A 26,825-nucleotide genomic window follows, 5' to 3' on the forward strand; every position below is an offset into this window, starting at 1 on the left:
CAAACCACTACTGGCACACGCACCTAGACAGCATGGTCCTCATAGCTGCCGCCACGGTAGATGTCCTCGAATGTGTCCAAGGTCTTCGTCAATCCGTGACGGGCCACCATGTCGTGGCTGGCGGCGCCCATGGCCGCCCGGTCCTCGGGTGAGAGCCGGAAGATCGTTGTGATCTTCGCAGCCAGATCGTCGCTGTCATTGGGCCTGAACAGGTAGCCGTTGACGCCGTCCTCGACCAGGTGCGGCAGGGCCATGGCGTTGGCCAGCACCACCGGCGTCGAAGCGCTCATCGCCTCCAGCGACACGAGTGACTGCAGCTCGGCCGTACCGGGCATGACGAACAGGTCCGCCTTGATGTACGCGTTCCGCAGCTCCTCGTCGCTGACCAGTCCGTGGAACCTCACCCGGTCCCCCAGCCCCCGCTTGGCGGCCAGCGCCTTCAGCGCCTCCTTGACCTCGCCACCGCCGATCACCTCGAGGTGGATGTCCAGGTCCCGCGGCGTCTTGGCGATGGCCTCGATCAACACGTCGACGTGCTTCTCCTCGGCCAGGCGGCCCACGAACAGCACTGTCGGGTGCGCATTCTGCTCCACGACTTCCCCGGGCGCCAGCTCATAGTTGCTGGCCTCGATGCCGTTGGACAGCGGCAGCACCTTGCGCAGGAACGCGTGCTCGTGCATGGCCTTCGCGGCCAGCGGGGTCGGCGTCGTGACGACGTCGGCGCGGCCCATGACCTTGCCCATGTCGCGCCAGGACACCCGGCCCACGATGTCCTTCAACCACTGAGGGAACGGCAGGAACGGGTTCAGGTTCTCCGGCATGAAGTGATTCGTGGCAACGATGCGAATGCCGCGACGCTGCGCCTCGTACACCACGTGCTCACCGATCATGTAATGGCTTTGCACGTGCACCACATCCGGCCGGATGATGTCGAACAACCGGCTGATGTCCTTCTTGATCTCCCACGGCAGCGCGACGCGGAAGTATTCGTGCGTGGGCACGGACCGTGACCGCAGCCGGTGCACGGTCGCCTCGTCCCGGTGCTCGGTGAACATGGGCCCGGGGTCGGCCCGGACGGCCAGCACGTGCACGTTGTGTCCGCGGGCGGTCATGCCCTGGGCCAGCCGGAAGCCGAACTGCGCCGCGCCGTTGATGTGCGGCGGGTACGTGTCGGCGGCGATCAGGATCGTCAGCGGCCGCGTCGCCGCGTCAGGGGACGCGGCTGCCTGCGGATTGTCGCCCGGTGTTGAGGTCACGGATCAAACTCCTGGTGGATTCGTCGCACCCTTGCTGCCCGTACTTATTGCCCAACGTGACATGCGCGCCCGGGGCGGGTGCCGTCGTCGTGCTTTCAGGCAGCGCGCAAAGGCGCATGCTGGCTCCGCGGTCGGCGGGCGGTGGCCCTACGGTTTCGCGGTCTTGCGCTGGTCGGTCTTGGCCTCGGCCCGACGCTGGACCACGTCGGGATGATGCCTGGACAGCGCAACGACACCCACGATAGCAAGCAATGCCGCGCAGCCCATGGAAATCGCGGTCACGGCGGGCACGTCGGGACGCAGCTCTCCAAGGATGGTGATGCCGATGCCGATGCCGACCATCGGGTCGATCACGGTCAGCCCGGCGATGACCAGGTCGGGTGGGCCGCCGGCATAGGCGCTTTGCACGCACCAGCTGCCCAGCCCGCCGGCGACGGCGATCGCGATGACCGAATACCACTGCACGTTGAGCAGGAACAGGCCGTTCGGGTCGAACACCTGGCGGGAGATGATGCGTGTGAGCACCGCGACGAACCCGAACAACACGCCGGCGGAGAGGATGTAGAAAAATGCGCGGACCCGGTGCTTGAACAGCACCAGCACGGACCCGATGATGAGCACGACGACGGCGAGCAACAGTACCACTGTCAGCTCCTCTGCCGTCGTGACGTGGGTGCTCTCACGCACCACGCTCACGGCCAGCAGCACGAACAGGGCGCTGCCGGCCACGCAGGCGGAGATCGCCACGACCGTGGCGCGGTTGAGCCGGATGCCCTGGTCCCGGGAGTTGACGATCGTGGTGATGACCAGGGCGATGGCGCCGATGGGCTGGATGACGGTCAGCGTGCCCAGGGTCAGTGCCACCACGTTCAACGCCATGCCGGCGCCGAGCAGCAGCAGGCCCAGCACCCAGCGCGGGCTGCGCAGCAGGCGCATGAAGCCGGATTTCCCCAGGGCCAGGCCGCCGGTGTTGTTTTTGACCGCGCTGGACTGGCGTTGCGCGCCGAACGCGAGGAAGAACGCCGCGGCGACCGCGCAGGACACGGCCAGCCAGGTCATGCGGTGACCTCGCGGTGCTTGCGCAGAATGGCGACGAAGTAGTTGTACGCGGCGACGAGGTGGCACGCCATGCCGACCAGCAGGAACACCCACGCGAGCGTGGTGGTGAACTGCGAGTCGAGGGCCTTGGCCAGCAGCAGCATGGGTGTGCCGATGAGCAGGGTCGCCGTGCGTGTCTTGCCGATCCGGCTGACCGGCAGGTCGGGGTGCCAGTGGAACAGGGACAGGCTCGTCACCAGCAGGACGGCGTCGGGGATGACGAGCAGCAGCAACAGCCACAGGGGCGCGATGCCCGTCACGACGAGCGTGATGGCGACGGTGATCAGGGCCGCCCGGTCGGCCAGCGGGTCCAGGATCCTGCCCAGCACCGAGGTTTGGTGGAACTTGCGGGCCACGAAGCCGTCGATCCAGTCGGTGCCGCCCATCAACGCCAGCACGACGACGCCCCACCCGTACTCCTGCCGCCCGGCGACAAGCCACACGAACAGGGGGACGCCGCAAAAGCGGACGACCGTGATGATGTTGGGGACGGTGAAGATGGCGCGCGACGGGGCGGCCGAGGCGTCGGGGCCGGCTGGCATGGGCGGCCTAGGAGCGCAGCAGCTTGCGCAGCAGCACGATGACGGCTGTGGCGGCGCCGGCCAGGACGCCCAGGGACACCCAGTGCCCCTTCGCACCGTCGAGCACCTGCCAGACCGGGCCGGACTTCAGCCTCGACGTGACAGCCTCGCGGGCCTGGTCACCGAAGTAGGCGGCCTGCCGCCTCACGTCGGCCTGGGCCAACAGTTCGGTGCGCAGGACGAGCAGGTGGTGGCGCCGGGCGTCGGTGCGCTTCTTGAGCTCCGCCTCGGTGGCCGCCGGGCCGTGCTCGGCGGCCTTGGCTTCGCGCTCGGCCTTCGCCTTGGCCGCATCGGCGGCCTTGCGGGCCTTGCGCGCCTTGATCTCCTCCTTCGTGAGCTGTTCGGGCTCCAGCGTGGCCGGGTCGAACAGTTCCCCCTCCTTGAGGACGCCCAGGTCATAGCGGATGCCGTGCAATGCGGCGGACGGCTTGAGCGGCAGCGCCTTCTCCAGTTTCCGGGCCCCGACCAGCGCGCAGGCGGCCAGGATCACGAGGAACGCGGCCGAGACAAGGAGAGCGGACAACCACAGCGGCATGACGGTGGCCAGTCCGGCGATCGCGGCGACGACCAGGCCGATGACCAGCAGGCACAGGAATACGAGCGCCACGGCCAGGAACGCGGCCGCCACTCCCGCGCGCTTGCCCTTGTGCCGTAGCTCCTCCTTTGCGAGGGACAGCTGATCGTTGGCCTGTAGCGGCAGCAGGCGGGCGGCCGTCTTCATGGTATCGAGCAGCCCCGCAAGGCCCTGGGTCGCCGTTCCAGTCGTGCCATGACCGTTGTGACTGGCACTTGCCATGCGGACCGCCTCCATACGTGGGTTTCGCACTGTGCACGGCCAGCGGCCGGACAGCGGCCCGCAGGAGCATTCCCCCGCCGAACCATACGGACAAAATTACCATCCAACTCGTGACCGTGCCTTGCGCCGGCCGGCGGGATAGCGCATAGGATTTAACCCGGCGCCGATGCACTGTCGATCGACGCCGGGTTTCCCCATGAGTGTCTGACGCAGTATCCCAGTGCCGTGATCACAGGCACACCCGCAGTCGCACCAACACGCACCAGCAAATCCCCCCGGCACCGACGCCTTCGCACCCTTCCACGCCCATTTCACGCCACCAGCTCCTTGAGGACCCCAACGTGACCACCACCGCGAGCCACACCACCTCCCCGGGGGATTCGCTCAGCCGCCGCCAGAAGCTCGTCTACGTCCTGGTCCTGGGCCTGCTGACGGCCCTGGGCCCGTTCACCGTGGACCTGTACCTGCCGGCCTTCCCGATCATCAAGGAGGAGTTGGGAGTCAGCGCCACGGCCGTGCAGCTGACACTGGCCGCCACCACCATCGGCTTCGCCGCGGGTCAGCTGATCGTGGGTCCGTTCAGCGACAAGTTCGGCCGGCGCATGCCGTTGATCCTGGCCACGGCGGTGCACGTGCTGGCCTCGATCGGCGCCGCCATGGCACCCGATATCACGTGGCTGGGCATCTTCCGCGCCCTGCAGGGCATCGGCGCGGCCGGCGGCGGCGTCGTGGCCATGGCCATGATCCGCGACCTGTTCTCCGGCTACCAGCTGGTGCGCATGTTCTCCCGCATGTCGCTGGTCAACGGCATGGCCCCGATCCTGGCCCCGGTGATCGGCTCCCAGCTGCTGGGCATCATGGACTGGCCCGGCATCTTCTGGTTCCTGGCCGGTTACGGCTTCCTGGTGGTCGCCGCGGCCACGACGTTCATCATCGAAACGCTGCCGCCGGCCCGTCGGGCGAACGACGGCGAATCGGTCGCCTCCCGCTACAAGGCGGTGTTCTCCGACCGCATCTACGTGGGCACGCTGCTGATCGGCGGGTTGAACTTCGCCGCCCTGTTCACGTACCTGTCCGCGTCGACGTTCCTGTTCCAGGGCACCTACGGTTTCTCGCCGCAGGGCTACGGCCTGCTGTTCGCCATCAACTCGGTGGGGGTCGTGGCCGGTGTGCAGGTGGCCGCACGGCTCATGCGCCACCTGGGCTCCCAATGGGTCATGGTGTGGGCCACCGCGGCACAGGTGGTGGCGGCCGCCGCCATGGTGGTGTTCGACCAGCTCGGGTTCGGGTTGTGGGGTGTCATCGTGCCGCTGTGGTTCTTCATCGCGGCCACGGGCTTCATGTTCCCGACCATCCAGGTGCAGGCGTTGGCGCGGCACGGCAGGCAGGCCGGCACGGCCGCGTCCCTGCTCGGTGCGGCGACGTTCGGCTTCGCCGGCGTGATCACGCCCGTGGTGGGACTGATTGGGGTCAGGACGGCGACGCCCATGGGCATCATCATGGGCGGCTGCGTGCTGCTGGGCATCGCCTGCCTGTGGTTGATCGTGCGGCCGCGAATGGTGCCGGCCATCTGACCGGCCGCCCGAATCGGCCGGGGTGGTCACCAGGGCACACCCACCGCGGCGGCCGCCCTACATGTTCCGGAATTCATCGACGCCGCGCAATGCGTCGACAAAGTTCTCCGCCAGGTCCGCCGGGGCATCTTCTGCGCACAAGGCCATGAGCTTGCGGGTCAGCGCGATCTCCGGAACCTCCACCTCCACCACACCGGCGGGGCATTCGGTCATGGCCAGCTGGGGAACCATGGCCACACCATGGCCGGCGGCGATCAGGCGCAGGGTCGCGTTGAAGTCATCGCTGGAGGCCACCACGCGCGGATGCAGGCCCGCATTGGCCAAGACAAAGTCAAAGACATTGGCGTCGCTTGATCCGCGCAGGTGCAGGATCCACGGGACGTCATTCAATGCCTCCAGGCTCATGCGGGACCCGTGCGCGAATCCCCAACCGGCCGGCACCACCACCTTGTAGGGGTCCTCCCCCAGCCAGTGCCGACTCACCCCCTGCGGCAGCGCCAGGCCCGACTCCCCCACCTGGTAGACGATTCCGACGTCGAGCTCGCCGCCCACCCGCAGCCCGGGGACAACGGCGCTTGGCTCGCCAATGGAGATCTTGACCTGGACTGAGGGAACCTGCCAGTGCGGCATTTCCACGATCTGCGACAGCACGAATGTCGCCACCGAGGGAAACGCCCCCACGCGCAGCTCACGCACGGCACTACCGCCGGCGGCCAAACCCGCGGCCAGCAGGTTGTCGGCATCGCGGAGCAGCTTCAACGCCTGCTGGCCCATGGCGTGCGCAGCCTGCGTCGGATGGACGCTGCGGGCACTGCGCACAAACAGCCGAATGTTGGTGGCCTTCTCCAGTGCCGACATTTGCTGGGACACCGCGGACGCCGTGTAGCCAAGCCTGTTTCCGGCTGCCGTAAAGGAGCCAAGTCGGACCACTTCAACGAGCGTGCGCAGGTGGTTTAGGTTGAGCATAAGTATCCCTTGAAGTGAGCCTCGTGAACGATCGGTGTGGTTCACATCATATGTGCCCAATTTTCTCTTATGGTTGTTTGAGTCGTGGCAAATTCTTCCGCAGGCCGGTTCCCCGCGCGACACATTTTCACCTCCCATTGCATCATGAAGGATTAGGAATGCTTGAGCAACGTCTCTTCGTCAACGCCCAGTTTCACACGCTGTGGGCTCACCAGCCGCGGGTGTCAGCCGTTCTGACCCGCGGCGAGCGCATCGTGGCGATGGGCAGCCGGGAGGACCTTGCGGCGCATTCCACCGGCACCACGGAAACCATAGACCTCGACGGGGCCACCGTCATCCCCGGCCTGACGGATGCACACATCCACACCGCAAACTTTGCCCGCGAAATTGCAGCCCTGGACCTGCGCGGCACCCGCGATCTCGCGGACGCACTCGAACGCGTGCACAGCTACAGTGACGCCTGCCCCACCACAGCCTGGGTCTTTGGCGGACGCTGGGACTTCAATGCATGGGCGGTGCCCGTCCAGCCAAACCGTCACGACCTCGACGCCGTCACTGGTGGCCGCCCGGCGGCGCTGCCAAGCATCGACGGCCACACCATTTGGGCCAACTCGGCTGCCCTGGCCGCCGTCGGCATTGACGCCTCCACCCCCAACCCCGTGGGCGGGGAAATCGTCCGCGACGCCCACGGCGAACCCACGGGCATCCTGCGCGAAGCCGCCGGCGACAAGCTCGTGGACATCATGCACAGCGCCGAGGCCGGGGACCTTGGCACCCAGCTGATCGAGGCACAGCGGCGGTTGCTGGCCGTGGGGCTCACGGGCGTCCATGACTTCGACGGCGAGGACGCGCTGGCCTCCTACCGTGGCATGCGCGAGTCCGGACAGCTGGCCATCCGGGTGCACAAGGCCATCCCCATGATGGCCCTGGACCAGGCCATCGACGAGGGCCGGGCCACGGGCGACGGCGACGTGTGGCTGCGCACCGGCCCCGTCAAGCTGTTCTCCGACGGCGCGCTCGGCTCCCACAGCTGCCACATGAACGCCCCGTTCCCCGGCGAGGACGGCAACACCGGAATCGAGGTCATCCCCTACGGGGACCTGCGTGAATTGGTGCGCCGCGCCGCCGGTTCCGGGATCGGTGTCGCCACGCATGCGATCGGCGACCGGGCCAACGAGCTGGTGCTGGACGCCTATGCCGACCTGGCCAGGAACCCCCTGGACCCCCCGGCCAGCATGATGCGTCCCGCATCCCGGCTTCGCCACCGGATCGAGCATGCCCAGCACCTTCGCCCCGGCGACATCGCCCGCATGGCCCAGCTCGGCGTCATCCCCTCCATGCAGCCCACGCACTGCACCACGGACATTCCGCTGGCCTCCACCCTTCTGGCCGGGCGCGACCTGGCATCCTATGCCTGGCGTTCGCTGCTGGATGCAGGGGCGATCCCCGCCTTTGGTTCCGACGCGCCGGTGGAGCACCCGGACCCGATGTACGGCATCCATGCGGCCGTCACCCGGCAAAACGGCAGCCACGAACCCGACGGAGGCTGGCAGCCGGGCGAGTGCGTCACCGTGTCCGAGGCCATTGAGGCTTTCACCGCCGGTGCGGCCTACGCCTCCGGGGAGGAAGCTCACAAGGGACGACTGCGGCCGGGTATGCTGGCCGACTTCACGGCACTTGCCGCCGATCCGTTCACTGTGGCCACGTCCGAGCTGCGGGACATGCCCGTGCAGTCCACCACGGTGGGCGGAGTGGTGCGCTACCGCCGCAACCAATAACCACAATGCCCGGCCCTTTCCACTGTCCCCACCCCACGCCAAGGAGAACCACCATGAAAAACTTCCTTCCCCGCCCCTCCGCCAACCACCTGCGCACCGGCGCGCTGGCTTCCACGGCCCTGCTGGCCGTTCTTGCACTGACGGGCTGTGGAGGCCAGAGCCTGTCTTCCGCGAACCCCGCAACGCACGACGCCGGTGCCGGCTTCACCGCCGTCCCGGCACCGTCGGAGGACCTGGCCAAGAGCGTGATCGACGCCGTCAAGGCCGATCCGGCTTTGACGGCCAGCCTGCCGGCAGCCATCCAGGGCGCAGGCATCAAGATGACAACGTCCGAGGGCTACCCGCCCATGGAAATGTTTGCCACTGACGGCAAGACCCTCATTGGCGTGGACCCGTCGATGGGCCGGGCCATCGCCAACAAGCTGGGGGTGCCGCTGACCATCAACAATGAGGACTTCAACTCGCAGATTCCCGGCATCACGACCGGCCGCTACGACTGGATCATGTCGTCCATGACGGACAACGCCGAACGCCGCAAAACCGTCACCTTCGCTGACTACGTCCGTTCCGGCAACGGGTGGGTGGTCAAGGCCGGCAACCCGTCGGGCATGAGCGATGCCGCCAGCGCCTGCGGCAAGACGATCGCCGTGGTGGACAACGGCTCCTCGCTGACCTTGGCCGAATCCTATGACGCATCATGCACGGCGGCGGGCAAGAAGGGCGTGAACATCCTCAAGTTCCCCGGCGACCAGGAGGCGATCCTGCAGGTGCGCAACGGCCGCGCGGACGCCGGAATCAACGACTACCCGGTGGCCGCCTACCGAGCACAGACGTCCAACGGCGCGCTGGAAGCCGTGGCCATCAAGGGCGACGAAAGCCCGTGGGGCATTGCCATGAAACCGGAAAACAAGGAACTGGTCACAGCGGTTCAAAAAGCCTTGCAGGAACTGATCGACGACGGCAGCTACGCCAAGGTCCTCGCCGCCTGGAACGTCTCGAAGATGGCGGTTGGCACAGCCACCGTCAATGACGGCAAGTAAGGACCGTGATGAGAACATCCTCCCGGCCCAAGGAACTCAGCGGCCCCGACGGCACCCCCGTGCCCGTCGTCGCACTCAAGCACCGCGACCGCTGGATCGTCGGGACCCTGGCCCTGGTCGTCTTCGCCTGGCTGCTGTCCACCCTCGCCACCAACCCCAACATTCGGTGGAACAAGGTGGCGGAGTACCTGTTCTTCCCGAAGATCATCGACGGCATCTGGGTCACCCTGACCATCTCCGTGCTGGCCACGGTCCTGGGGCTGGTGCTCGGCATTTTGCTGGCGATCATGAAGCTCTCGCACAACCCCGTATTAAACTGGCTGTCCACGCTCTACATCTGGTTCTTCAGGGGCACCCCGGCGCTGGTCCAGCTCATCTTTTGGTACAACCTGGCGTTCCTGTTTCCGCGGCTTGTCATCGAAATTCCGTTCACCAACATCGGCTACTTCTGGAACACCAATGATGTGATGACCGGATTCAACTCGGCCCTCCTGGGCCTGGGCCTGAACCTTGCGGCGTACTTTGCCGAGACCGTACGCGCCGGCATCCAGGCCGTCGACAAGGGCCAGACCGAGGCCGCGTACGCCCTGGGCATGACGCCCGTGAAGCGCATGCGCGTAATCGTCCTGCCGCAGGCACTGCGCATCATCATTCCGCCCACCGGCAACGAGTTCATCTCGATGCTGAAAACCACGTCCCTGGTATACGTGGTGGCGGGCAATGACCTGATGACCAACGCCAGCCAGATTTACAAGCAAAACAACCTCATCATGGAGCTGCTGATCGTGGCATCCCTGTGGTACATGGTGATGACAGCCATCGCCACATTCTTCCAGTCCAAGCTGGAGGCCCGCTACGGCGCCGAAGCCGTGCGCCTGGTGCGCCGGCCCGGGTTTGTGCAGCGGGCGTTCTTGAAGCGCACGGCACAGCCCGCCATGGGCACTGCAGGAATCACGTTGACGGCAGATGACTCTGTCACGGCCGGGAAGGACCTCACATGAGCAACAAACTGCACGTGGAAGCCAACGGGGTCACCAAGTCCTACGGCACCCACCTGGTGCTGGCCGGAGTGGACTTCACGGTCAAGGCGGGCGAGGTCAGCTGCATCGTGGGACCGTCCGGTTCCGGCAAGTCCACATTCCTGCGCTGCCTCAACGCCCTTGAGTCCTACGACGACGGGACGCTGCTGGTGGAGGACCGGCACGTGGGGTACGAATACCGGGACGGCCGCTACTACGAATGGAACACGAAGCAGTTTGCCCAGTTCCGGTCGCGGATCGGCATGGTGTTCCAGCGCTTCAACCTGTTCGGACACCTGAGCGCCGAGGAAAACGTGGCCTGCGCGCTGGTCCAGGTGCGCGGCGTGGCAAAGTCAGCCGCCAGTATCCGCGCCCGGGAGGAGCTGGCCCGGGTGGGCCTGGCCGAACACTCGCACAAGCGCCCTCACCAGCTCTCCGGCGGCCAGCAGCAGCGCGTTGCGATCGCCCGGGCCCTGGCCATGGACCCCGAGATCATGCTTTTTGACGAGCCGACGTCGGCCCTGGACCCGGAGCTCGTTGACGAAGTGCTCGAGGCCATGAAGGAGCTGGCCCGTCAAGGCATGACGATGGTGGTGGTCACGCACGAGATGGGCTTTGCCTGCGAGGTGGCCGACACCGTGCATTTCTTCGACGCGGGCGTCATTGTCGAGTCCGGGACCCCGGCCGATGTGCTGGGCAACCCGCAGCGCGACCGCACGAAGGCGTTTCTGGCCAAGGTGCTCTAAAGCGCGTTTTCCACCCGCACCATGGCAAAAGCCCCGCACTCATGATGAGCGCGGGGCTTTTGCCGCAGAAAGTCAGCTGCCGGCCGGCCAGTCACCACGGCCGTGCGCCGGGGCCGACCCCATGGTTCTAAGCACCCTTGCAGGCGGCGCGCAGGCTGCCCTTGGGGGAATGAGCGCCGAACTTCTTGGACCACGTGATTTGCCCGTTTTGGAAATTCCGCACGCACCGTCCGTCACCCCTGGAAACTGCGCCGCAAGCAGGCGTTTATTCACGTGTTTCCCCAATCAAGTTTTCAGTGGCTTCTGCCACAAATACGTGGCCGGCAGCATCAACCGGCAGTCCTGCCGTCGTGGGAAACAAAAATCCCCGCACTCGTGGGAGTGCGGGGATTTTAGTTTTCGCTCCCCCGGCTGGACTTGAACCAGCAACCCTTCGATTAACAGTCGAATGCTCTGCCAATTGAGCTACAGGGGATCGCGCAGGAACAACGATAACAAAGGTTCGGCCGGTTGTGAAATCGGCGCCCCGGACCGGGTTCCGGCGCCTCAGGACACCCTCAGCTGCCGTCGCCGCGCAGTGCCCGGCGGCTGATTTCCAGCTGCATGAGCTCCTGTTGGAGGTGTTGGTAGGCGTCCGGGTCGGCGGCCGGATCCATGCGCTGCAGGGCGCCGAGGCGTTCGGCCTTCAGGCGGGTGATCTGCATCTCGAACAGTCCGCGCAGGATGTCCTTGCAGTAGCGGCGCAGCGTGTCGGGATTGGAGGCCGGCAGCGGGCTCAGGGCCAATTCGGCCAGCAGCGGCGTCAGTTCCTCGGGCAGGTGGCCGCGCACCATGTCCAGCCACTGGTTCGAGGCGGCGGGCACATGCCCGGCGGCGACAATGCCCCGGTGCACGGCCCGGTAGGCGGGCACCGCGAATTCGGAGGCGCCAAAGTGCTGCCAGTCCCCTTGGCTCAACAAGCCGGGCTGCTGCAGCACCACCTCCAGCGCCTCGCGTTCCATCCGAACCACCGGATCGTTCGGATCGGGGCGGACGTAGACGGGCTCCGGCACGGTCGCCTGGGCGTCCGGCGCCGACCCCCGCCCGTCCGCGGCGCGCCCGTCCGCGGCACGCCTGTCTCCGGTGCGTCCATCACCGGATCCCGGGTGGCCGGCACCCTGGTGGTCGCGGCGTTCGGCGGTCTTGACGGCCCGCAGGACCTCGTTCGGGTCGGCGATGCCGAGCCAGCCGGCCAGTTCCTGGCTGTAGCCGAGCCGGGTGGAGCCGTCACGGATCCGCGCCACCACCGGCGCCGACGCGCGCAGGCCCTGCACACGCCCCTCCACCGTGGAGAGGTCGAACCGGGCCAGTGTGGAGCGGATGGCGAACTCGAACAGCGGGCGCCGGGACCGGATCAGGGAGTGGACGGCGTCGTCGCCGCGGCGCTGGCGCAGCTCGCACGGATCGGCACCGGTCGGTTCCACCGCCACATATGTTTGGGCCACAAACCGCTGGTCTTCGTTGAACGCCTTCAGCGCCGCCTTCTGGCCGGCCGCGTCGCCGTCGAACGTGAACACCACCTCGCCGCCGGTGCCGTCGTCGGAGAGCAACCGGCGGGCCACCTTGATGTGGTCGGCGCCGAACGCCGTGCCACACGTGGCCACGGCCGTGTCCACGCCCGCCAGGTGGCAGGCCATCACGTCCGTGTAGCCCTCCACGACGACCAGCTGCCGCTTGCCGGCGATGTGCCGCTTGGCCAGGTCGATGCCGTACAACACCTGGGATTTCTTGTAGAGGACCGTCTCCGGCGTGTTCAGGTACTTGGGGCCCTGGTCGTCCTCGAAGAGTTTGCGCGCGCCGAAGCCGATCGTGTCGCCGGCAATGTCGCGGATGGGCCAGATGAGCCGGCCGCGGAACCGGTCATAGATGCGGTTCTGTCCGCCTGCGTTGGAGCTTTCGGAGAACATGCCCGTGAGCTTGAGCTCCTCCTGCGTGAACCCGCGCCCGGACAGGTGCTTGAGTAGCCCGTCCCAACCCTGCGGGGCGAAGCCGACGCCGAACGTCTCGGCCGCCATGCGGTCGAAGCCGCGTTCCATGAGGAATTGCCGGCCGGCCGCCGCCGCCGCCGTCTGCAGCTGGTCCCGGAAGAATTCGGCCGCGATCTTGTGGGCGTCGAGCAGCCGCTGCCGCCGGCCGACCTCCTCGCGCCGCGGACCGCTGCCACCATCCTCGTAATGCAGCTCGTAGCCGATCCGCCCGGCCAGCTTCTCCACGGCCTCGCCAAACGGGATGTGGTCGATTTTCTGGATGAAGGAGATGACGTCGCCGCTCTCCTGGCAGCCGAAGCAGTGGAAGAAACCCATCTGCGGGCGGACGTGGAACGACGGGCTGCGCTCGTCATGGAACGGGCACAGGCCCTTGAACGAGCCGATCCCGGCCGATTTGAGCGTGACGTAGGCATCGACGACTTCCTTCAGGTCCGTGCGCGCCCGCACCTCGTCAATGTCCTCACGTTTGATCAGCCCAGCCACAGAACGAGTTTACGTGCGAACCCCGACACCGGGCGCGGGTGGGCAGAATCACCTTGCCGATGCCCGGTTTCAAGACACGGCGCCGATAAACTTGACACGGGCCCCAACGGCGTGGCATCCACGTCCCAAACGCCCATCACGACCCAAGGACCCCGCACATGTTGTTGACCCCCGCCCGGAACCACGTCGGCACCGACATCCTCATGGCCCGCCACGGGCACGCCATCTCGTCGCTGCGCCTGGACCGACGGCACGGGCAGGTGGTGGCCGTGCTGGCCGACGGCACCATGGATGCGGCCCCGAACCTCATCGCCCCGGGCCTGCGCATGCCCGGCGCCCCCGAACCGCTGGACGCCGAAGACAAGAAGTTCCTGCGCCTGAGCGGCCTCGCCGCGCTGGCACTCGCCGCGATCGGCGCCGGCGTCGTCGCGATTCTGACGACCACGATGGACCCGGCCCTGCTGGCCCAGCTCACCGAGCAGATGAACTCCCTGCCCATGCCCTGACGCCCCTGCCCTGACACCGTCGGGCTGCTGCGCAAGCCCCGCTACAACAGCGTGCGGTGCGTTCCCACCAGCCGCTCATGCAGGGCCAGTGCCGACCCGTCCGTCAACGACGCGATCTGGTCGATGACGACGCGAAGGCGCGCGCCGTCGTCGTCCGCGTCTTCCCAGTCGGCGGCGAACATGGTTTCCAGGTGCCGCGGTCCGGTGGCGCTGAGCACGGCGACCAGTTCGCCGAGCACGTCCTGCTGGCGCTGGTAGATGGGCTGGCGGTGGTCGGTGGTCATGACGAACGTCGTGGCCAGGCCCTTCATGACCGCGATTTCCAGCGTGGTTTCCTCGGGCACGACGACGTCGGCCGCGTACCGCGTCAACCGTTGCGGCCCATAGATGGCCCGGGTTGCGGCGACCGCATTCTGGCAGAAGCGGCCGATCAGCTGGCTGGTCATGTCCTTCAGCGCCGCCATGGAGGCCCGGCTGCCGTCCGCGTGCCGCACCCACACATCCGTGCCCTCGAGCCGGGCCAGCGCGGCGTCGATGGCGGCCGGGTCGGTGTGCGGCAGGTACCACTGGCGCGTGTAGCCGACGACGCGGCTGCGCTGGTCCGCGCTGTCCAGCCACTTGAGCTGGACATGCCCGGCCACGATGGCGTCCTCGACGTCGTGGACGGAGTAGGAGATGTCGTCGGCGAGGTCCATGACCTGTGCCTCGATGCAGGTGCGGCCGGCCGGGGCGCCGTCGCGCAGCCAGGCGAACACGGGCAGGTCGTCGGCGTAGGCGCCGAACTTGCTGGTCCGGTCACCGCGGATGAGCGGGGCATCGGCCGCCAGCCACGGATACTTGCTGGAGGCATCGAGGGAGGCGCGGGACAGGTTGAGCCCGGCCGAGCCGCCGTCGGGGGTGAGCACCTTCGATTCGAGCCGGGTGAGCAGCCGCAGCGTCTGGGCGTTGCCCTCGAAGCCGCCGATGTCATGGGCCAGCTGGTTGAGCACGGATTCGCCGTTGTGGCCGAATGGCGGATGGCCCAGGTCGTGGGACAGGCAGGCGGTGTCCACCACGTCCGGGTCGCAGCCCAGGACGCGGCCGATCTCGCGGCCCACCTGCGCCACCTCGAGGCTGTGCGTGAGCCGTGTCCGCACGAAATCGTCGGTGTCCGGGGCCACCACCTGGGTTTTTGCACCCAGGCGGCGCAGTGCGGACGAGTGCAGCACGCGGGCGCGGTCGCGTTCGAATACGGAGCGGACCGTCGATTTCGGCGCCTCCTCGACCCAGCGCTGGGTGTCGTGGGCGTTGTAGTAGGTCTCGGCGGCCTGCGCGGGGGTGGACATGCCCCCAGTTTAGGGGTTGGAGCGGCACGGGTTGGGGTGCTGTCCGGAAAACCCTCGCGTCACCCGGGGTGGCCGGGTGACGCACCCGCACCACCGGCTGGGGAAGACCTGGCAGGCCGCATGATGGCCACGGCCGCGGGGATGCTGCCAATGAGCAGCAGAGCCAGGGCAAGACCGCCGACGGCGACGCGCCCGGTGCCGTGGAAGGCAAAGGCGGCGATCGTGAGGGGGCTGCTGGCGATCAGGGCCCCGGCCGCCCAGGCGGGAATGAGCCGGGCCCGGCGCAGGGCGATGCCGAACATGACGTAGGCGACCAGGTGGCAGGCCACATAGACGATGAGATAGCCACCCATCACGGCGTCGTTCGTGAACCGGTCCAGAAGCCCCGCATACATGGTGGGCCCGGGCATGCCGGCCATGGCGATGGCCAGGTCGTCGAGGGCGGCCAAGGCCGAGAACGGCAGCCAACCGACCACGCCGAGAATGCCGGCGATCGTGGCCTGCCAGGGTGTGTGCCGGTAGGCAAGATACCCCAGGGCCACGGCGCCCAGCGGCAGCAGGTAGGAGGCGGCCACGAAGGCGATCACATGCACGGCGTTGGCAGCCGGGTTGGCGGTGGCATTGGCGTCGAGGGTTGCCGCACCCGTGCCGTGGATGGCCGGGGCCAGCAGCCCGCCGACCAGATAGCCCAGGGGCCCGCCCACGATCGCGACGGCGCCGACAATGCGCAGCAGTCGCTCGTGTCCGGGCATCTCCGGCGCCCTCATGGGGTCTCGTCGAGGAACCGGAGCAGGAACGGCAGCGTGGCGCACATCGGTCCGAGGTCGTCGCCGCTGGCGTAGACCTCGCCCAAGTAGTCCCCGTGGGCGCCCGGCACGATCATCAGCCGGCTTCGCGGGATTGCGTGGGACATTCGCACCGCGTGTTCGGGCCTGATCACGTCACGGTCCGCGACCAGCACCAGCGTCGGGGTGGCGATGGTGCCGAGCTGCTCGTCTGTCCAGCCGGGAAAGCTCAGCATCCGCTGGCTGTCGAGCACGAATAGTCGCTCCAGGTGTCGCGGGTCAGGATTGAGCCGGCGATCAATGTCCTTATAGACCTCGGGCATATCCTCGACCGTCGCATCCTGAAGCCCCTCCCAGAAGCCGTCGATCATGGCGTCGCGGGTAAAGAACGTCGAGGCGGCGATCAGCCGGTGCACCAGCGCCGGATGTTCCATGGCCAGAGCGAGCGCCGTGTGCCCGCCGGCGCTGAAACCAAGCACGTCGGCGCTCGGCACATCCAGCTGCCGCAGGACGGCTGCGACATCCTGGGCCGAGTGTTCCGCGGTGAGCGGTCGGTCAATGGGGGCCGTGTGGCCGTGGCCCTCCTCCTCGACGGCGATGACCTGACGCGTTTCGGCAAGAACGGGAATGAGGTGGCGGAAATTCGAGTCGATGGTCGACCCGCCGCCATGGACCAACAGCAGCGGCACCCGGCCCGGTCGGGTGTCGCCGTGCACCTCGTAGTACATCCGGAGCGGACCGTTCTGTGCATAACCGCGTGCGAAAGTCACGCGCCCACCCTAACCACCAGTAGCGGCCGTTTGGCAAGAGTCATGCGCCGGCCGCTCCAGCCAGCCGCGGTGGGGGTGTCCAGTTTGCATCAAGAGTTGAATCCGTTGAGAGTCCGGGGGCCTGCGAGCTCTACATCTCGACAGCGTGGCTATCCATGTAAGTGCCAGGATGCTGGCCGGTTCGGTCGGGCGAGTCAAGCGGTTCGGTCGGGCGAGTCAAGCGGTTCTGCAGATCAGGGCGGTGTTGCCGCGGTGTTGCCGCCCAACACCACCCTGATCTGCGGAAACGCGCCGCCCCCAGGCGACAACAGTGGGTTCCGTCGTCGGATTCCGCCCTCGAACGAGTCTGACACACACCGAGGGAGTGGGTGTTCCGGGGCCTTCAGCGCGGCAACCGAAGGCTGCTTCCACACTGGCACTTACATGGATAGCCACTTTCGACAAACAAGTCCTGTAGTGTCCTTCAAAACTAAGGGGGCACCGGTGGATCATCGCAAACGAACCATGATCCGGACGGCAATGTCGGTTATGGCCGGCGTGATGGCGGCCGCCGCGTTGGCATCCTGCGCCGTGGTTGGCGCGATTCCGGAGACCAGCGCGGTCCAGGCCCGGGCCACGGAGTATGCCAAGGCGGCCGGGATCAACATTTCTCCGGTGGTCTTCACCCGGTCCACGGCACCCGCAGGCAGCCCGGCGACCACGGTGGACGGGAGCCGCGACGTTCGCTGCTACTTCCTGGCCGACCTGACGACCACCCATCGGGACCCCGCCGCGGCCGGCGTAATCATCCCGCCGTACGTGAGCGTTGCGGGCCTCACCACCGCCGACGCTTCCTCACCGGCCGATGCGGCCAAGGCCTGCGCCCAATCGTGGGACACCGGCTTCATGAATCCGGCCGGCATCACCAACGACCTCATCCCCCAGGGATTTGCGAGCCCGACCGCCAGCACGCCCGCGCCGAATGGCGCCACGAGAGACAAAAACGGCAACTTGCTGCCGCCGAAACCAATCAACCTGCCCGGACAGCCTCCCATCACGCTGGAGGTACGTGGGTACTACATCCCGCCGCTGATGACCTGCGTGGTTGACGGTGCCGCCGCCGTGATCCCCGGTCCGGGTGAAGTCTGCGCCACGCTGGGCATCCCGGCCCTCAAGAAGTGACGGACAGGTCTCGACAGGCTCGACCAACGACGGACTCGACCAACGACGGGCTCGACCAACGGGGCCTATCCGCCGGAGACGTCCAGTTCAGCCCCGGCGAGTTCCACCTGCTGGGCGCCGCTCATGTACCGGTCCTTGAGCCAGCCGTCGGGCAGGGCGGTGCGCTTGGGCGTGCCGGCCCGCCCGCGCGGACCCTCGGCGTCCACGCCGGGGTACGGGACATCCATGTCGAGCTGGTCGAGCAGTCCGCGCAGCACCTCGAGGGTGGGCACGGTGGCCAGTTTGGTGCGCAGGTCGCTGCCCACCACATACCCCTTGAAGTACCAGGCCATGTGTTTGCGGATGTCGCGCAGCGCCTTGTTCTCATCATCGAACGTGTCGATGAGCAGCTCGGCGTGCCGGTAGACGGCCGCCGCAACCTCGCGCAACCCCGGCCGGTGCCGGGCGTCGCTGCCCTCGAACGCGGCCATCAGGTCGCCGAACAGCCACGGCCGGCCCTGGCAGCCGCGCCCGACCACCACGCCGTCGACGCCGGTCTGCCGGACCATGGCGATAGCGTCCTCGGCACTCCAGATGTCGCCGTTGCCCAGCACGGGCACGTCCGGCAGGGTCTCCCGCAGCCGGGCGATCGCGGACCAGTCGGCCTTGCCCGAATAGAACTGGCTGGCTGTGCGCCCGTGCAGGGCCACCGCCGCCACGCCGCTGTCGCGCGCGATCCGCCCGGCCTCCAGGTAGGTCAGGTGGTCGTCGTCGATGCCCTTGCGCATCTTGATCGTCAGCGGGATGTTGCCGGCGGACGCCTCGCGCACGGCCGTCTGGACGATCGAGGTGAACAGGTCGATCTTCCACGGCAGCGCCGCTCCCCCGCCGCGCCGGGTCACCTTCGCGACCGGGCAGCCGAAGTTCAGGTCGATGTGGTCGGCGCGGTCCTCCTCGACCAGCATGCGCACGGCCTGGCCCACGGTGACCGGGTCCACGCCGTACAACTGGACGGAGCGAATCTTCTCGTCGTCGTCGTGGCTGATGATGCGCAGCGATTCGGGCGTGCGCTCCACCAGCGCCCGGGACGTGACCATCTCCGAGACGAACACGCCGCCGCCATGCTCGCGACACAGCCGCCGGAACGCCGTGTTCGTGATCCCGGCCATGGGTGCCAGCACCACGGGGGTGTCCACCGTGATGTTGCCGAGCCGCAGCGGTGGCAACTCGAGCTTGGTGCTGCTGGCGGGGATGTCTGTAACGGTCACCCGTCCATTCTCTCAAAAGCGTCCAAATCCGGCTCCCCCGACTGATGTGCGGTGCGCCCCCGATGATCGACCGAGATCGGGCGGGCGGGCCTGGGCCCACGGCCGCGGGGGTCCCGGAAAAGCAGGCGGCACGGTGGCCAGCTCGCATGATTTAGACTCGCTAGTCAGGGGCGCCGCCCCGGAGGCAGCCACGGAACCACCGAAGACCAACCCAGGAGCACCCGCCATGCCAACTATGTCCAGGACGAAGCGGGCCATCCTGGATGCGGCCCTGGAGCTGGGCGCCCGCAACGGCATCTCGGGCACCACCATGGACGACGTGGCCGAGCGCGCCGGCGTGGCCAAGGGCAGCGTCTATTACAACTTCGCGTCCAAGGACAAGCTCTTCGAGGAGCTGCTCACCTCCGGGGTGGCCTCGCTGTCCGCGGTCTTGCATGAGGCCCGCGTCTCGGCGGGCGGCTGGGCCGGCGTGGAGGACATGGTGCGCTCCATGCTGGCGTTGATCGCCGGCAACCGGTCCCTGGCCAAGCTCATGGCTGCCGAGATCTTCCGCACCGACCGGGCCTGGCAACAGACCCTGTTCGTCCTCCGGCGCGAGGCATTGACCGAATTCGTCGAGGCGATCCGCCCGCTCGCACCGGCCGACGACGGGCAGCGCCTGCTCATGGCCTCGAGCATCTTCGGCGCCACGCTCATGGGTGGGCTGGAGTGGTTGCTTTTCAGCCCGGAACGCCCGCTGGACGAGGTCGCCGCCGCCATCCTGTACCCGTTCACGGGCAGGCTGGCCGGAAAAACCGGCTAGAACCTGCGGCTAGGGTCTGTCTTGTGAATCATCGGAGCCAGAGGATGGTGGCGGCGAGGAGGATTTCGGAGCAGTAGGTAGGCGGCGCGTTTGGCGTAGCGGGTGGCGAGGTCGCGGAACTGCTTGAGCCGGTTGAAGCAGCGTTCGACGACGTTGCGCTGCCGTTATTCCTCCGGGTCGAAGGCGGGCGGCCGCCCGTCGGCGCAGCGCCGCCCGGGTGGAGGGATGCGAGTAGGCCTTGTCCGCCAGGACCGCCTCGGGCCGGGACCGGGCCGGCCGCCACCTTCCCTGCGGATGCTGATCCCGTCCAGCAGCGGCAGCAGCTGCGGGTTGTCCCCGTCCTGGCCCGGGGTGAGGATCACGCCCATCGGCAGGCCCCACCCGTCCACGGCCAGGTGGATCTTGCTGCTCAGCCCGCCCCGGGAACGCCCACTCCCGTCGCCGTCCACTGCGATGGCTTCGTTTCCGGGCTGGCAGCCCCCTTTTTTCGGGCCCCGGCGGCGTGCCGGTGGGCACGCACGATCGTGGAGTCGATGCTGAGGATCCACTCGACCTCACCGATGGCGTCGTCCTTGACGACCGCCTCGTCCAGGATCCGCTGCCAGGTCCCGTCCAGGGTCCATCGGCGCAGCCGCTCGTGCGCGGTCTTCCAGGGTCCGTAGCGGTCGGGCAGGTCCCGCCAGGGCGCGCCGGTGCGCGGCTTGAACAGGATCGCGTTGATCACCTGGCGGTGGTCCCGCCACTGCCCGCCCCGCCCGGAGACCGGCAGCGGCGGTTCGATCCTCGCCCACGCCCTGTCCGTCAGTTCTCCTCGGCCCACCATGCGACAGGTTTAACACACCCCGTGAATGATTCACAGGACAGACCCTAGCCCGGAAACTCCCGCTATGAAACAGGCCCGCGGGGAGCGAACATGATCACAGCCACCCCCGCAACACAGATCAGAGATCCGATGACATCCCAGCGGTCGGGCCGGAACCCGTCGAAGGCCATTCCCCACACCAGGGACCCCGCGACGAAAACACCGCCATAAGCGGCCAGGATCCGCCCGAAGTGCGCGTCGGGCTGCAAGGTCGCAACGAAACCGTACAGGCCCAGGGCAACGATCCCGATCCCGGCCCACCACCAGGCACGGCCCTCCCGAACCGCCTGCCACACCATCCACGCGCCGCCTATCTCGGCGACAGCAGCCAGAATGAACAGCAGCACCGACTTTGCAATGGTCATGATCCTCATCATGCCGCACGTTCGGAGACATCCCACGGCGGCCCGAACCTTGGTTGCGGGACGGGTCCTTCATTGGCATTCCAACGTGACTGCACACCCGGGCGCCTACCCTGTGACTGTTAATTGGCGGTTAAATAGCGGCTTGGTTTGGCGGTTTTTCGGTCCCGTTTAGGGATCGCCCGCCGACAAGACGGTCACCCCAAAGCGAATGGGGACCTGGGTTCGTACGTTCCAGGGCTGGCCGTAGGTGTCCACTTTACAAGCGTTGTTCCACCAAAATCGTGTCCCGCCGGAAGCCGGCCTTGTCGTGATGGAGCAGTCTGGGATGGTTCTCGGGGAAGATGGACGCCTGGTGCGTCCACTAGCCGAGGCCCCTCCCCGCTCCTACGGCGAAACGCCCCGCCCGCCGATGCAGTCAACCGCCGCGGCTCCACGCCACGGGGAGACGGCCGCACGGCCCGTAGGCTTGGATTCCATGAGGCCTGGCAGGCGCGGATAGGCTCGAACCATGCTCAGCACCATCGCCGGCGCCGCTGGCATGTTCGCGGGAACGAACATCGATGACATCATCGTTTTGACCACACTGTTTCTGGCGTCGGCCGGCGGCAGCCCCCGACCATGGCACATTGTCCTCGGGCAATATCTCGGCTTCAGCGCGCTGATCGGGCTGAGCGTCGTGGCCGCCCTTGGGCTGGCCATCATCCCCGATGAATGGGTGGGTCTGCTCGGTGCGGTGCCACTGGCCATTGGCCTTCTCGGACTGGTCCGGGCCTTGCGCCGGAAAGATGAAGGTGAACGCAAGAGCGCCTTCGCCGGGATCGGGCTGGCCGGGATCATCGGCATCACCGTATCCAACGGGGCCGATAACATCGCCGTCTACGCGCCGGTGTTCCGCACCATGGCGCCGCCCGAGACCGTGCTGACCATCCTGGTTTTTCTTGTCCTCGTTGCGGTCTGGTGTGTGCTGGGCCGGCTCATCGGCACGCACAAGAAGGTCTCAGACACCCTCAAGAGCGTGGAGCACTGGCTCGTCCCGTCCGTCTTCATCGGGTTGGGACTGATCATCCTCCTCAGCTCCGGCTCGCTGGCTCGTCTGATCGGCCTGACCGCGTAGCCGGGGTGGCCGGGCGCCGCTTCTAGACAGCCAGGTGCGCTTTTGCGGCTCAAACCAATGCAGCAACAGACTGACCGTAATCGGCAGTTTCCGTGCAACGTATCGGACGGCGGCGACGCGCCCGGCAAAACATGCACGAAACCGTTTGTGACTATTTCCTTCGTTTGGCGGTTTTAGCTGATGCCAATGACGAGGGTGGACCGGGCCGCTTCGATGACGTCATCGGTGATCGTGTCGAGTTCGTTGATTTTCATAGCGCGTTCGACCTGGGTGAAGAGCCTGTCGAGATGCCGGGTCCGCTCGGGAACCATCGCCTACTGACGGCCCTCCAGCAGCGCCTCGAACTCGGCCGTGGTGCCCACGTACCACTCAGAGATCATCTTCGGCTTGCCGTCCACCCAGCCCAATTGGCGCAGGTACCGGTACGGGCGGCCGTGAATGACCTTCTTATACAAACTCGCCATGCTTTAGGTCATGGGCCAACTCGGAGGCAAAATCAAGCACAGAACCGGCGTGTCACAAGGGAAAGCGGCTCATTGGCCCGGTGAACAGCCCCCAAAAATCCACGATCCTCGGAAACTCAAGCTAGAGCAGCCAGCCGTTCTCTTCCGCGATGTGCACGGCCTCGGCCCGCGTCCTGGCCCCCGTTTTGCCCATGGCGCTGGACAGGTAGTTGCGCACCGTGCCCTCCGAGAGGAATGTGGCCGTCGCGATCCCGGCCACCGTCCCGCCCTGGCTGGCCGCCCGCAGCACGTCGGTCTCCCGCTCGGTCAGGGGGCTCTCGCCGTTTGTGAGGGTCTCCGCCGCCAGCGTCGGATCGACGACGCGCAGCCCGGCCGCGACCTTGCGCACCGCATCGGCCAGCTGCCGGGCCGGGGTGTCCTTGACGACGAACCCGGAGGCACCTGCCTGCATGGCGCGGCGCAGGTAGCCGGGCCGGCCGAACGTGGTCACCATGAGCACGCGGCAGTCGGGTGCCGCGGCGCGCACGGCGGCCGCCGCGGCGATGCCGTCCAGCCCCGGCATCTCGACGTCGAGCAGGGCCACGTCGGCGCCGTAGTGGACGACGGCGTCGCTCACCTCATCGCCGCGGCCCACCTCCGCGACGACTTCGATGTCGTTTTCCAGCCCGAGCAGGGCGGCGAGCGCGCCGCGCACCAGGGCCTGGTCGTCGGCGATGACAAGTCGGATCATGCTCGAAGCCTAGCCTGCGCCGGTGATTGAGCTTGTCGAGACCGGGTGATTTCGGCAAGCTCAACCACCGGGTTTCGGCAAGCTCAACCACCGGGTTTCGACAAGCTCAACCACCGGGTTTCGACAGGCTCAACCACCGGGGCCGATCACAGCTGCAACCTCAGCCGGTAGCCGCCCAGCGTGGAACGGCCCACCTCCAGCGTCCCGGCCGCGGCCGCGACGCGCTCGGCCAGGCCGGCCAGGCCGTTGCCGCCCGACGTCCCGGCGACGGGGGCGGCGGGACCGGTGCCGTCGTCGTCGATCTGCAGGAAAGCGGCACCAAGGGTCACCACGCATCGGCCCGCGCCGGCGTGCCGGATCACGTTGGTGACGCCCTCCCGCAGCACCCAGCCGAACAGTTCCCGGTTCCGGGCCGGCACCACGTCCGCGGCGCCGGGCAGGTCCGCGTCGATGCCGGCGGCGACCAGTGCCGTGCGCGCATTGGCCAGTTCGGAGAGAATGTTGACGCCGCGGTAGCCGCTGACGGTGGCGCGCACGTCGTCGAGCGCGCCGCGGGCCAGGTCCTCCAGGTCGGCGACCTCGGCGGCCGCCTTCTCCGGTGCCGTCTCCAGCAGCCGTCCGGCCAATTCCGCCTTGACCGCGATGACCGTCAGGGAATGGCCGAGGATGTCGTGCATGTCGCGGGCCACCCGGTTGCGTTCTTCCTTGACGGCCAGTTCGGCCAGCTGGTGCTGGGTCAGGCGCAGCACGCGCACGGCCTCGCGCTGGCGGGCGAACGCGGCCACCATGGCGCCGACGCTCACGATCACGGCCGGCTGGTTCAGCGCCTCCGTAAACGGGGCCCCGCCGCCGAGCCCCACGGCCAGGGCCGCGACCCCGAGGAACAGGAGCGTGGCCGTGGTGATGCGCCGGCTGTTGCCCTGCATGCCGCCGGCGACGGAAACGAAAATCCACAGCCAGGTTCCGGCCGCCCCGAACCCCCGATAGGCCAGGAACGGCAGGCTGAGCGCGAACAGCAGGGCCAGCCACCCGATGCGGACGGGAACGGTCCGCCCCCAGCTCAGCGGCGGCACGATGACGAAGACGGCCAGGAACGCCAGCGCATTGGCCAGCACCAGGGCGCGTTCCCCAGCCGTCATGCCCGAATGGACGATTCCCGGCACCACGGTCACCAGCCACACGGTCACGGCGACCGCGGCGCCGAAGAACCAGCGGCGCGGGCCCCGCTGCCGCCAGGCCCCCCGCAGCGGGTAGCCGGTGACCGAATAGATGGAGAGGGTGGGGTCCGTATCCGCGCGCGGGCGGCCCCCGAGCCGCGCGTCGTCCTGCGTGCCGGCGCCCGGGATGCCCTGGCGCCAAAACCCACGACCCGCGCCCGGTGAGCCGGCGGCGGAAGGCGGCGGGCCGGCGTCGTTCATTCGATCGCCGCTTCGATCACCGTGCCGTTGGCGGATGGACATGGTCCCACCTTAATGCGTGAACAGCGGCGCGGACGCCCCAGTGGACGCCCGCGCCTCGATCGTAAAGCGGCTCAGACCCGCTTGGTGTCGCGGCGGAACGCGAGCGCGGAGCCGATGGTGAAGACGGCCAGCCACACGACGACGTTCACGATCCACATCCAGTCGAAGTCGCCCGTCAGCGGGCTGCGGGCCAGCTGGCCAAGCCCGTATGTGGGCACGAACTTGGCGATGTCCCCGAACGTTTTGCCCATGACGGAGATCGGGACGAACAGCCCGCCCAGCATGGCCAGCACGGCCAGGATGGGCCCGAGCAGCTGCATCACGTTCGCCGACGGCACCAGGTAGCCCATGAACAGGCCCAGCGCGGCGAACGTCAGGGACCCGAGCCAGGCGACCAGGCCGGCGACCAGCCAGATCTGCCACTCCATCCGGATGCCGAACGCGGCGCCCACCAGGAACTCGGTCACCACCGACAGCAGTGCCAGTGACAGCGACGAGATCGCCTTCACGGCGATGTACGCCGCCGGCTGCAGCGGGGTCAGGCGCAGCTGGCGGCTCCAGCCCAGTGCCCGTTCGACGGCGACCATGCTGCCTGCCGCCGTGGCCGCCGTCATGGCGCCGTACACGGCCAGGCTGATGAGGATGTAGCCGCCATAGGATTGCCCGTTGGGCAGGTGCTGGTCCTTGTTGGACAGGCCGAAGAGCAGGAAGAACACGGCCGGCATGAGCAGCGTGAAGATCACGGTGCGCTTGTTGCGCATGAGCCGCTTGATCTCGATGCGCACGAACGTCGGGTTCAGCCCGCCGGCGGCGGGGACGCGCCGGTCCAGGGAGACCCGGTCGGTGGTGGTGATGGCACTCATGTCAGTGTCCTTCGGTTGGTGCGGGCGCGTCGTCGCCGGTCAGGGCGACGAACGCGTCCTCAAGGTTGTTGGAGGTGATCTCAAGGTCGACGGCGGCCGTGTGGCCCAGCAGGTAGCGGGCGACGGCGTCGGAGTCCTTGGTGTGGATGCTGATGCGGCCCGCCCGGACGCTCACCGAGTCCACCCCGGGCAGTGCGGCCAGGGCGGGCTGGTCGGCATGGTCGAGCCGGGCCGTGACGGTGCGCCCGGCGGCCAGGTTCTTGATCTCCGCGGCGCTGCCGTCGGCGACGATGCGCCCACGGCGCACCAGGACGATCCGGTCCGCGTAGCTGTCGGCCTCCTCCAGGTAGTGCGTGGCGAACACCACCGTGCGGCCGCGGGCCGCATCCTGCCGGATGGCCGTCCAGAAATCGCGCCGGCCCTCGACGTCCATGCCGGTGGTCGGTTCGTCCAGGATCAGCAGGCCCGGGTCGGAGAGCAGGGCCATGGCGAAACGCAGCCGCTGCTGCTGCCCGCCGGAGCACTTCTCGACCAGGCGCCCGGCGATTTCGGCGATGCCGGCCCGCTCCAGCACCTCGTCAACGGGGCGGGTATCGGCGAACAGCGTCGCCGTCAGTTCGAGCGTCTCCCGGACGGAAAGGTCCTTGAGCAGCCCGCCGGTCTGCATGACGGCGGACACCTGGCCGCGGGCGATGGCGCCCCGCGGGGTGTTGCCGTAAATGCTCACCGTGCCGCTGTCCGGGACCGAGAGCCCCAGCAGCATGTCGATGGTGGTGGTCTTGCCGGCCCCGTTCGGGCCCAGGAACGCGACGATCTCCCCGGGCTTGATGGCCAGGCTGACGCCGTCGACCGCCTTCACGGTCTTCGCGGACGCCGCGCCTTTCGAGATGCCGCCTTTCGAGGTGCCGCCAAACGACTTGTGCAGGTCGACGGCGTCGACGGCGAGGGGCGCGGTGGTGGCGCCGGCGGTGGCCGGCCGGGTGGATGTCTGGGTGTTGTTCATGATG

25 protein-coding genes, 1 tRNA gene and 3 pseudogenes are annotated in these 26,825 nt (G+C 67.7%); 9 read left to right on the plus strand and 20 right to left on the minus strand.

The window, feature by feature from the left end:
* Positions 1-23: 23 nt before the first annotated feature.
* The 4 genes from EJC77_RS01400 to EJC77_RS01415 all read right to left on the minus strand — a co-directional run bounded on the left by EJC77_RS01400 (position 24) and on the right by EJC77_RS01415 (position 3,731).
* On the minus strand, positions 24-1,256 hold the full coding sequence (locus EJC77_RS01400) for a glycosyltransferase (RefSeq protein WP_125609796.1): 1,233 nt from the start codon (positions 1,254-1,256) through the stop codon (positions 24-26).
* Between the two features lie 147 nt (positions 1,257-1,403).
* The gene (locus EJC77_RS01405) at positions 1,404-2,315 is read right to left on the minus strand and encodes a DMT family transporter (protein ID WP_125609797.1); all 912 of its coding nucleotides are present in this window, start codon (positions 2,313-2,315) and stop codon (positions 1,404-1,406) included.
* Entirely contained in the window at positions 2,312-2,896 is a 585-nt protein-coding gene (locus EJC77_RS01410; RefSeq protein WP_125609798.1) for a CDP-alcohol phosphatidyltransferase family protein, read from the minus strand. Before EJC77_RS01410 ends, EJC77_RS01405 begins: the two co-directional genes overlap by 4 nt.
* A 7-nt stretch (positions 2,897-2,903) precedes the next feature.
* Positions 2,904-3,731 (minus strand): phage holin family protein, encoded by an 828-nt coding sequence (locus EJC77_RS01415; protein ID WP_240629644.1) that lies wholly within the window; start codon positions 3,729-3,731, stop codon positions 2,904-2,906.
* A gap of 341 nt (positions 3,732-4,072) precedes the next feature.
* On the opposite strand from EJC77_RS01415, the gene EJC77_RS01420 reads away from it, so the two are divergent.
* The gene (locus EJC77_RS01420) at positions 4,073-5,305 is read left to right on the plus strand and encodes a multidrug effflux MFS transporter (RefSeq protein WP_125609799.1); all 1,233 of its coding nucleotides are present in this window, start codon (positions 4,073-4,075) and stop codon (positions 5,303-5,305) included.
* A gap of 57 nt (positions 5,306-5,362) precedes the next feature.
* Here the strand turns inward: EJC77_RS01420 and EJC77_RS01425 are convergent, their stop codons facing one another.
* On the minus strand, positions 5,363-6,271 hold the full coding sequence (locus EJC77_RS01425) for a LysR family transcriptional regulator (RefSeq protein WP_164520273.1): 909 nt from the start codon (positions 6,269-6,271) through the stop codon (positions 5,363-5,365).
* Between the two features lie 158 nt (positions 6,272-6,429).
* Between EJC77_RS01425 and EJC77_RS01430 the strand changes: the two genes are divergently transcribed.
* The 4 genes from EJC77_RS01430 to EJC77_RS01445 are packed head-to-tail and all read left to right on the plus strand — an operon-like array spanning position 6,430 to position 10,854.
* On the plus strand, positions 6,430-8,049 hold the full coding sequence (locus EJC77_RS01430; protein WP_125609801.1) for an amidohydrolase: 1,620 nt from the start codon (positions 6,430-6,432) through the stop codon (positions 8,047-8,049).
* A gap of 53 nt (positions 8,050-8,102) precedes the next feature.
* Positions 8,103-9,089: an ABC transporter substrate-binding protein gene (locus EJC77_RS01435; RefSeq protein WP_125609802.1), complete on the plus strand. Its 987-nt coding sequence runs from the start codon at positions 8,103-8,105 to the stop codon at positions 9,087-9,089.
* An 8-nt stretch (positions 9,090-9,097) separates the two neighbouring features.
* Positions 9,098-10,090 (plus strand): amino acid ABC transporter permease, encoded by a 993-nt coding sequence (locus EJC77_RS01440; protein WP_125609803.1) that lies wholly within the window; start codon positions 9,098-9,100, stop codon positions 10,088-10,090.
* Complete coding sequence (locus tag EJC77_RS01445) at positions 10,087-10,854, plus strand: amino acid ABC transporter ATP-binding protein (RefSeq protein WP_125609804.1); 768 nt, start codon at positions 10,087-10,089, stop codon at positions 10,852-10,854. Before EJC77_RS01440 ends, EJC77_RS01445 begins: the two co-directional genes overlap by 4 nt.
* 127 nt (positions 10,855-10,981) lie before the next feature.
* Here the strand turns inward: EJC77_RS01445 and EJC77_RS21490 are convergent.
* From EJC77_RS21490 to dnaG, 3 genes and pseudogenes are all read right to left on the minus strand, one after another.
* Positions 10,982-11,089: pseudogene (locus tag EJC77_RS21490) on the minus strand (hypothetical protein); the annotation flags it as partial.
* 167 nt (positions 11,090-11,256) lie between these two features.
* Positions 11,257-11,329, minus strand: a tRNA-Asn gene (locus EJC77_RS01455).
* 82 nt (positions 11,330-11,411) lie between these two features.
* Positions 11,412-13,364, minus strand: coding sequence for a DNA primase (gene dnaG / locus EJC77_RS01460; protein WP_125609806.1), 1,953 nt, complete (start codon positions 13,362-13,364; stop codon positions 11,412-11,414).
* A gap of 158 nt (positions 13,365-13,522) precedes the next feature.
* Here dnaG and EJC77_RS01465 point away from each other — a divergent pair, with 158 nt between their 5' ends.
* A complete protein-coding gene (locus tag EJC77_RS01465) occupies positions 13,523-13,870 on the plus strand; it encodes a hypothetical protein (protein ID WP_125609807.1) in 348 nt (115 codons plus the stop codon).
* Between the two features lie 41 nt (positions 13,871-13,911).
* Here the strand turns inward: EJC77_RS01465 and EJC77_RS01470 are convergent, their stop codons facing one another.
* The 3 genes from EJC77_RS01470 to EJC77_RS01480 are packed head-to-tail and all read right to left on the minus strand — an operon-like array spanning position 13,912 to position 16,750.
* Complete coding sequence (locus EJC77_RS01470) at positions 13,912-15,195, minus strand: deoxyguanosinetriphosphate triphosphohydrolase (RefSeq protein WP_125609808.1); 1,284 nt, start codon at positions 15,193-15,195, stop codon at positions 13,912-13,914.
* Between the two features lie 59 nt (positions 15,196-15,254).
* On the minus strand, positions 15,255-15,947 hold the full coding sequence (locus EJC77_RS01475; protein ID WP_125609809.1) for a hypothetical protein: 693 nt from the start codon (positions 15,945-15,947) through the stop codon (positions 15,255-15,257).
* Positions 15,948-15,958: 11 nt separating this feature from the next.
* Positions 15,959-16,750 carry an alpha/beta fold hydrolase gene (locus EJC77_RS01480; protein ID WP_240629645.1) on the minus strand — a complete coding sequence of 264 codons (792 nt, stop codon included), beginning with the start codon at positions 16,748-16,750 and terminating at the stop codon, positions 15,959-15,961.
* 423 nt (positions 16,751-17,173) lie between these two features.
* On the opposite strand from EJC77_RS01480, the gene EJC77_RS01485 reads away from it, so the two are divergent.
* Positions 17,174-17,911, plus strand: a complete 738-nt coding sequence (locus EJC77_RS01485) for a hypothetical protein (RefSeq protein WP_125609810.1) — start codon at positions 17,174-17,176, stop codon at positions 17,909-17,911.
* Positions 17,912-17,976: 65 nt separating this feature from the next.
* Here EJC77_RS01485 and dusB read toward each other — a convergent pair whose 3' ends face one another.
* Positions 17,977-19,158 carry a tRNA dihydrouridine synthase DusB gene (dusB, locus tag EJC77_RS01490; protein ID WP_125609811.1) on the minus strand — a complete coding sequence of 394 codons (1,182 nt, stop codon included), beginning with the start codon at positions 19,156-19,158 and terminating at the stop codon, positions 17,977-17,979.
* 226 nt (positions 19,159-19,384) lie between these two features.
* Here dusB and EJC77_RS01495 point away from each other — a divergent pair, with 226 nt between their 5' ends.
* Positions 19,385-19,960, plus strand: coding sequence for a TetR/AcrR family transcriptional regulator (locus EJC77_RS01495; RefSeq protein WP_125609812.1), 576 nt, complete (start codon positions 19,385-19,387; stop codon positions 19,958-19,960).
* 28 nt (positions 19,961-19,988) lie between these two features.
* Here EJC77_RS01495 and EJC77_RS01500 read toward each other — a convergent pair.
* Positions 19,989-20,783, minus strand: a pseudogene (locus EJC77_RS01500) (IS5 family transposase).
* A gap of 62 nt (positions 20,784-20,845) precedes the next feature.
* Positions 20,846-21,187, minus strand: coding sequence for a YnfA family protein (locus tag EJC77_RS01505; protein ID WP_125609813.1), 342 nt, complete (start codon positions 21,185-21,187; stop codon positions 20,846-20,848).
* A 508-nt stretch (positions 21,188-21,695) separates the two neighbouring features.
* Here EJC77_RS01505 and EJC77_RS01510 point away from each other — a divergent pair.
* Entirely contained in the window at positions 21,696-22,301 is a 606-nt protein-coding gene (locus EJC77_RS01510) for a cadmium resistance transporter (RefSeq protein WP_125609814.1), read from the plus strand.
* Positions 22,302-22,474: 173 nt separating this feature from the next.
* On the opposite strand, the pseudogene EJC77_RS01515 reads toward EJC77_RS01510, so the two are convergent.
* From EJC77_RS01515 to EJC77_RS01535, 6 genes and pseudogenes are all read right to left on the minus strand, one after another.
* Positions 22,475-22,594, minus strand: a pseudogene (locus EJC77_RS01515) (AAA family ATPase); the annotation flags it as partial.
* Between the two features lie 21 nt (positions 22,595-22,615).
* Positions 22,616-22,765 carry a hypothetical protein gene (locus tag EJC77_RS20250; protein WP_164520274.1) on the minus strand — a complete coding sequence of 50 codons (150 nt, stop codon included), beginning with the start codon at positions 22,763-22,765 and terminating at the stop codon, positions 22,616-22,618.
* 121 nt (positions 22,766-22,886) lie between these two features.
* A complete protein-coding gene (locus EJC77_RS01520) occupies positions 22,887-23,495 on the minus strand; it encodes a response regulator transcription factor (protein ID WP_125609815.1) in 609 nt (202 codons plus the stop codon).
* Positions 23,496-23,641: 146 nt separating this feature from the next.
* Positions 23,642-24,955, minus strand: coding sequence for a sensor histidine kinase (locus EJC77_RS01525; RefSeq protein WP_125609816.1), 1,314 nt, complete (start codon positions 24,953-24,955; stop codon positions 23,642-23,644).
* Between the two features lie 71 nt (positions 24,956-25,026).
* Entirely contained in the window at positions 25,027-25,818 is a 792-nt protein-coding gene (locus EJC77_RS01530) for an ABC transporter permease (RefSeq protein ID WP_125609817.1), read from the minus strand.
* Between the two features lies 1 nt (position 25,819).
* Complete coding sequence (locus tag EJC77_RS01535; RefSeq protein WP_125609818.1) at positions 25,820-26,821, minus strand: ABC transporter ATP-binding protein; 1,002 nt, start codon at positions 26,819-26,821, stop codon at positions 25,820-25,822.
* Positions 26,822-26,825 lie beyond the last annotated feature (4 nt).

The sequence above is a fragment of the Specibacter cremeus genome (assembly GCF_003946885.1).
In the GTDB taxonomy this organism is placed as follows: Bacteria; Actinomycetota; Actinomycetes; order Actinomycetales; family Micrococcaceae; genus Specibacter; species Specibacter cremeus.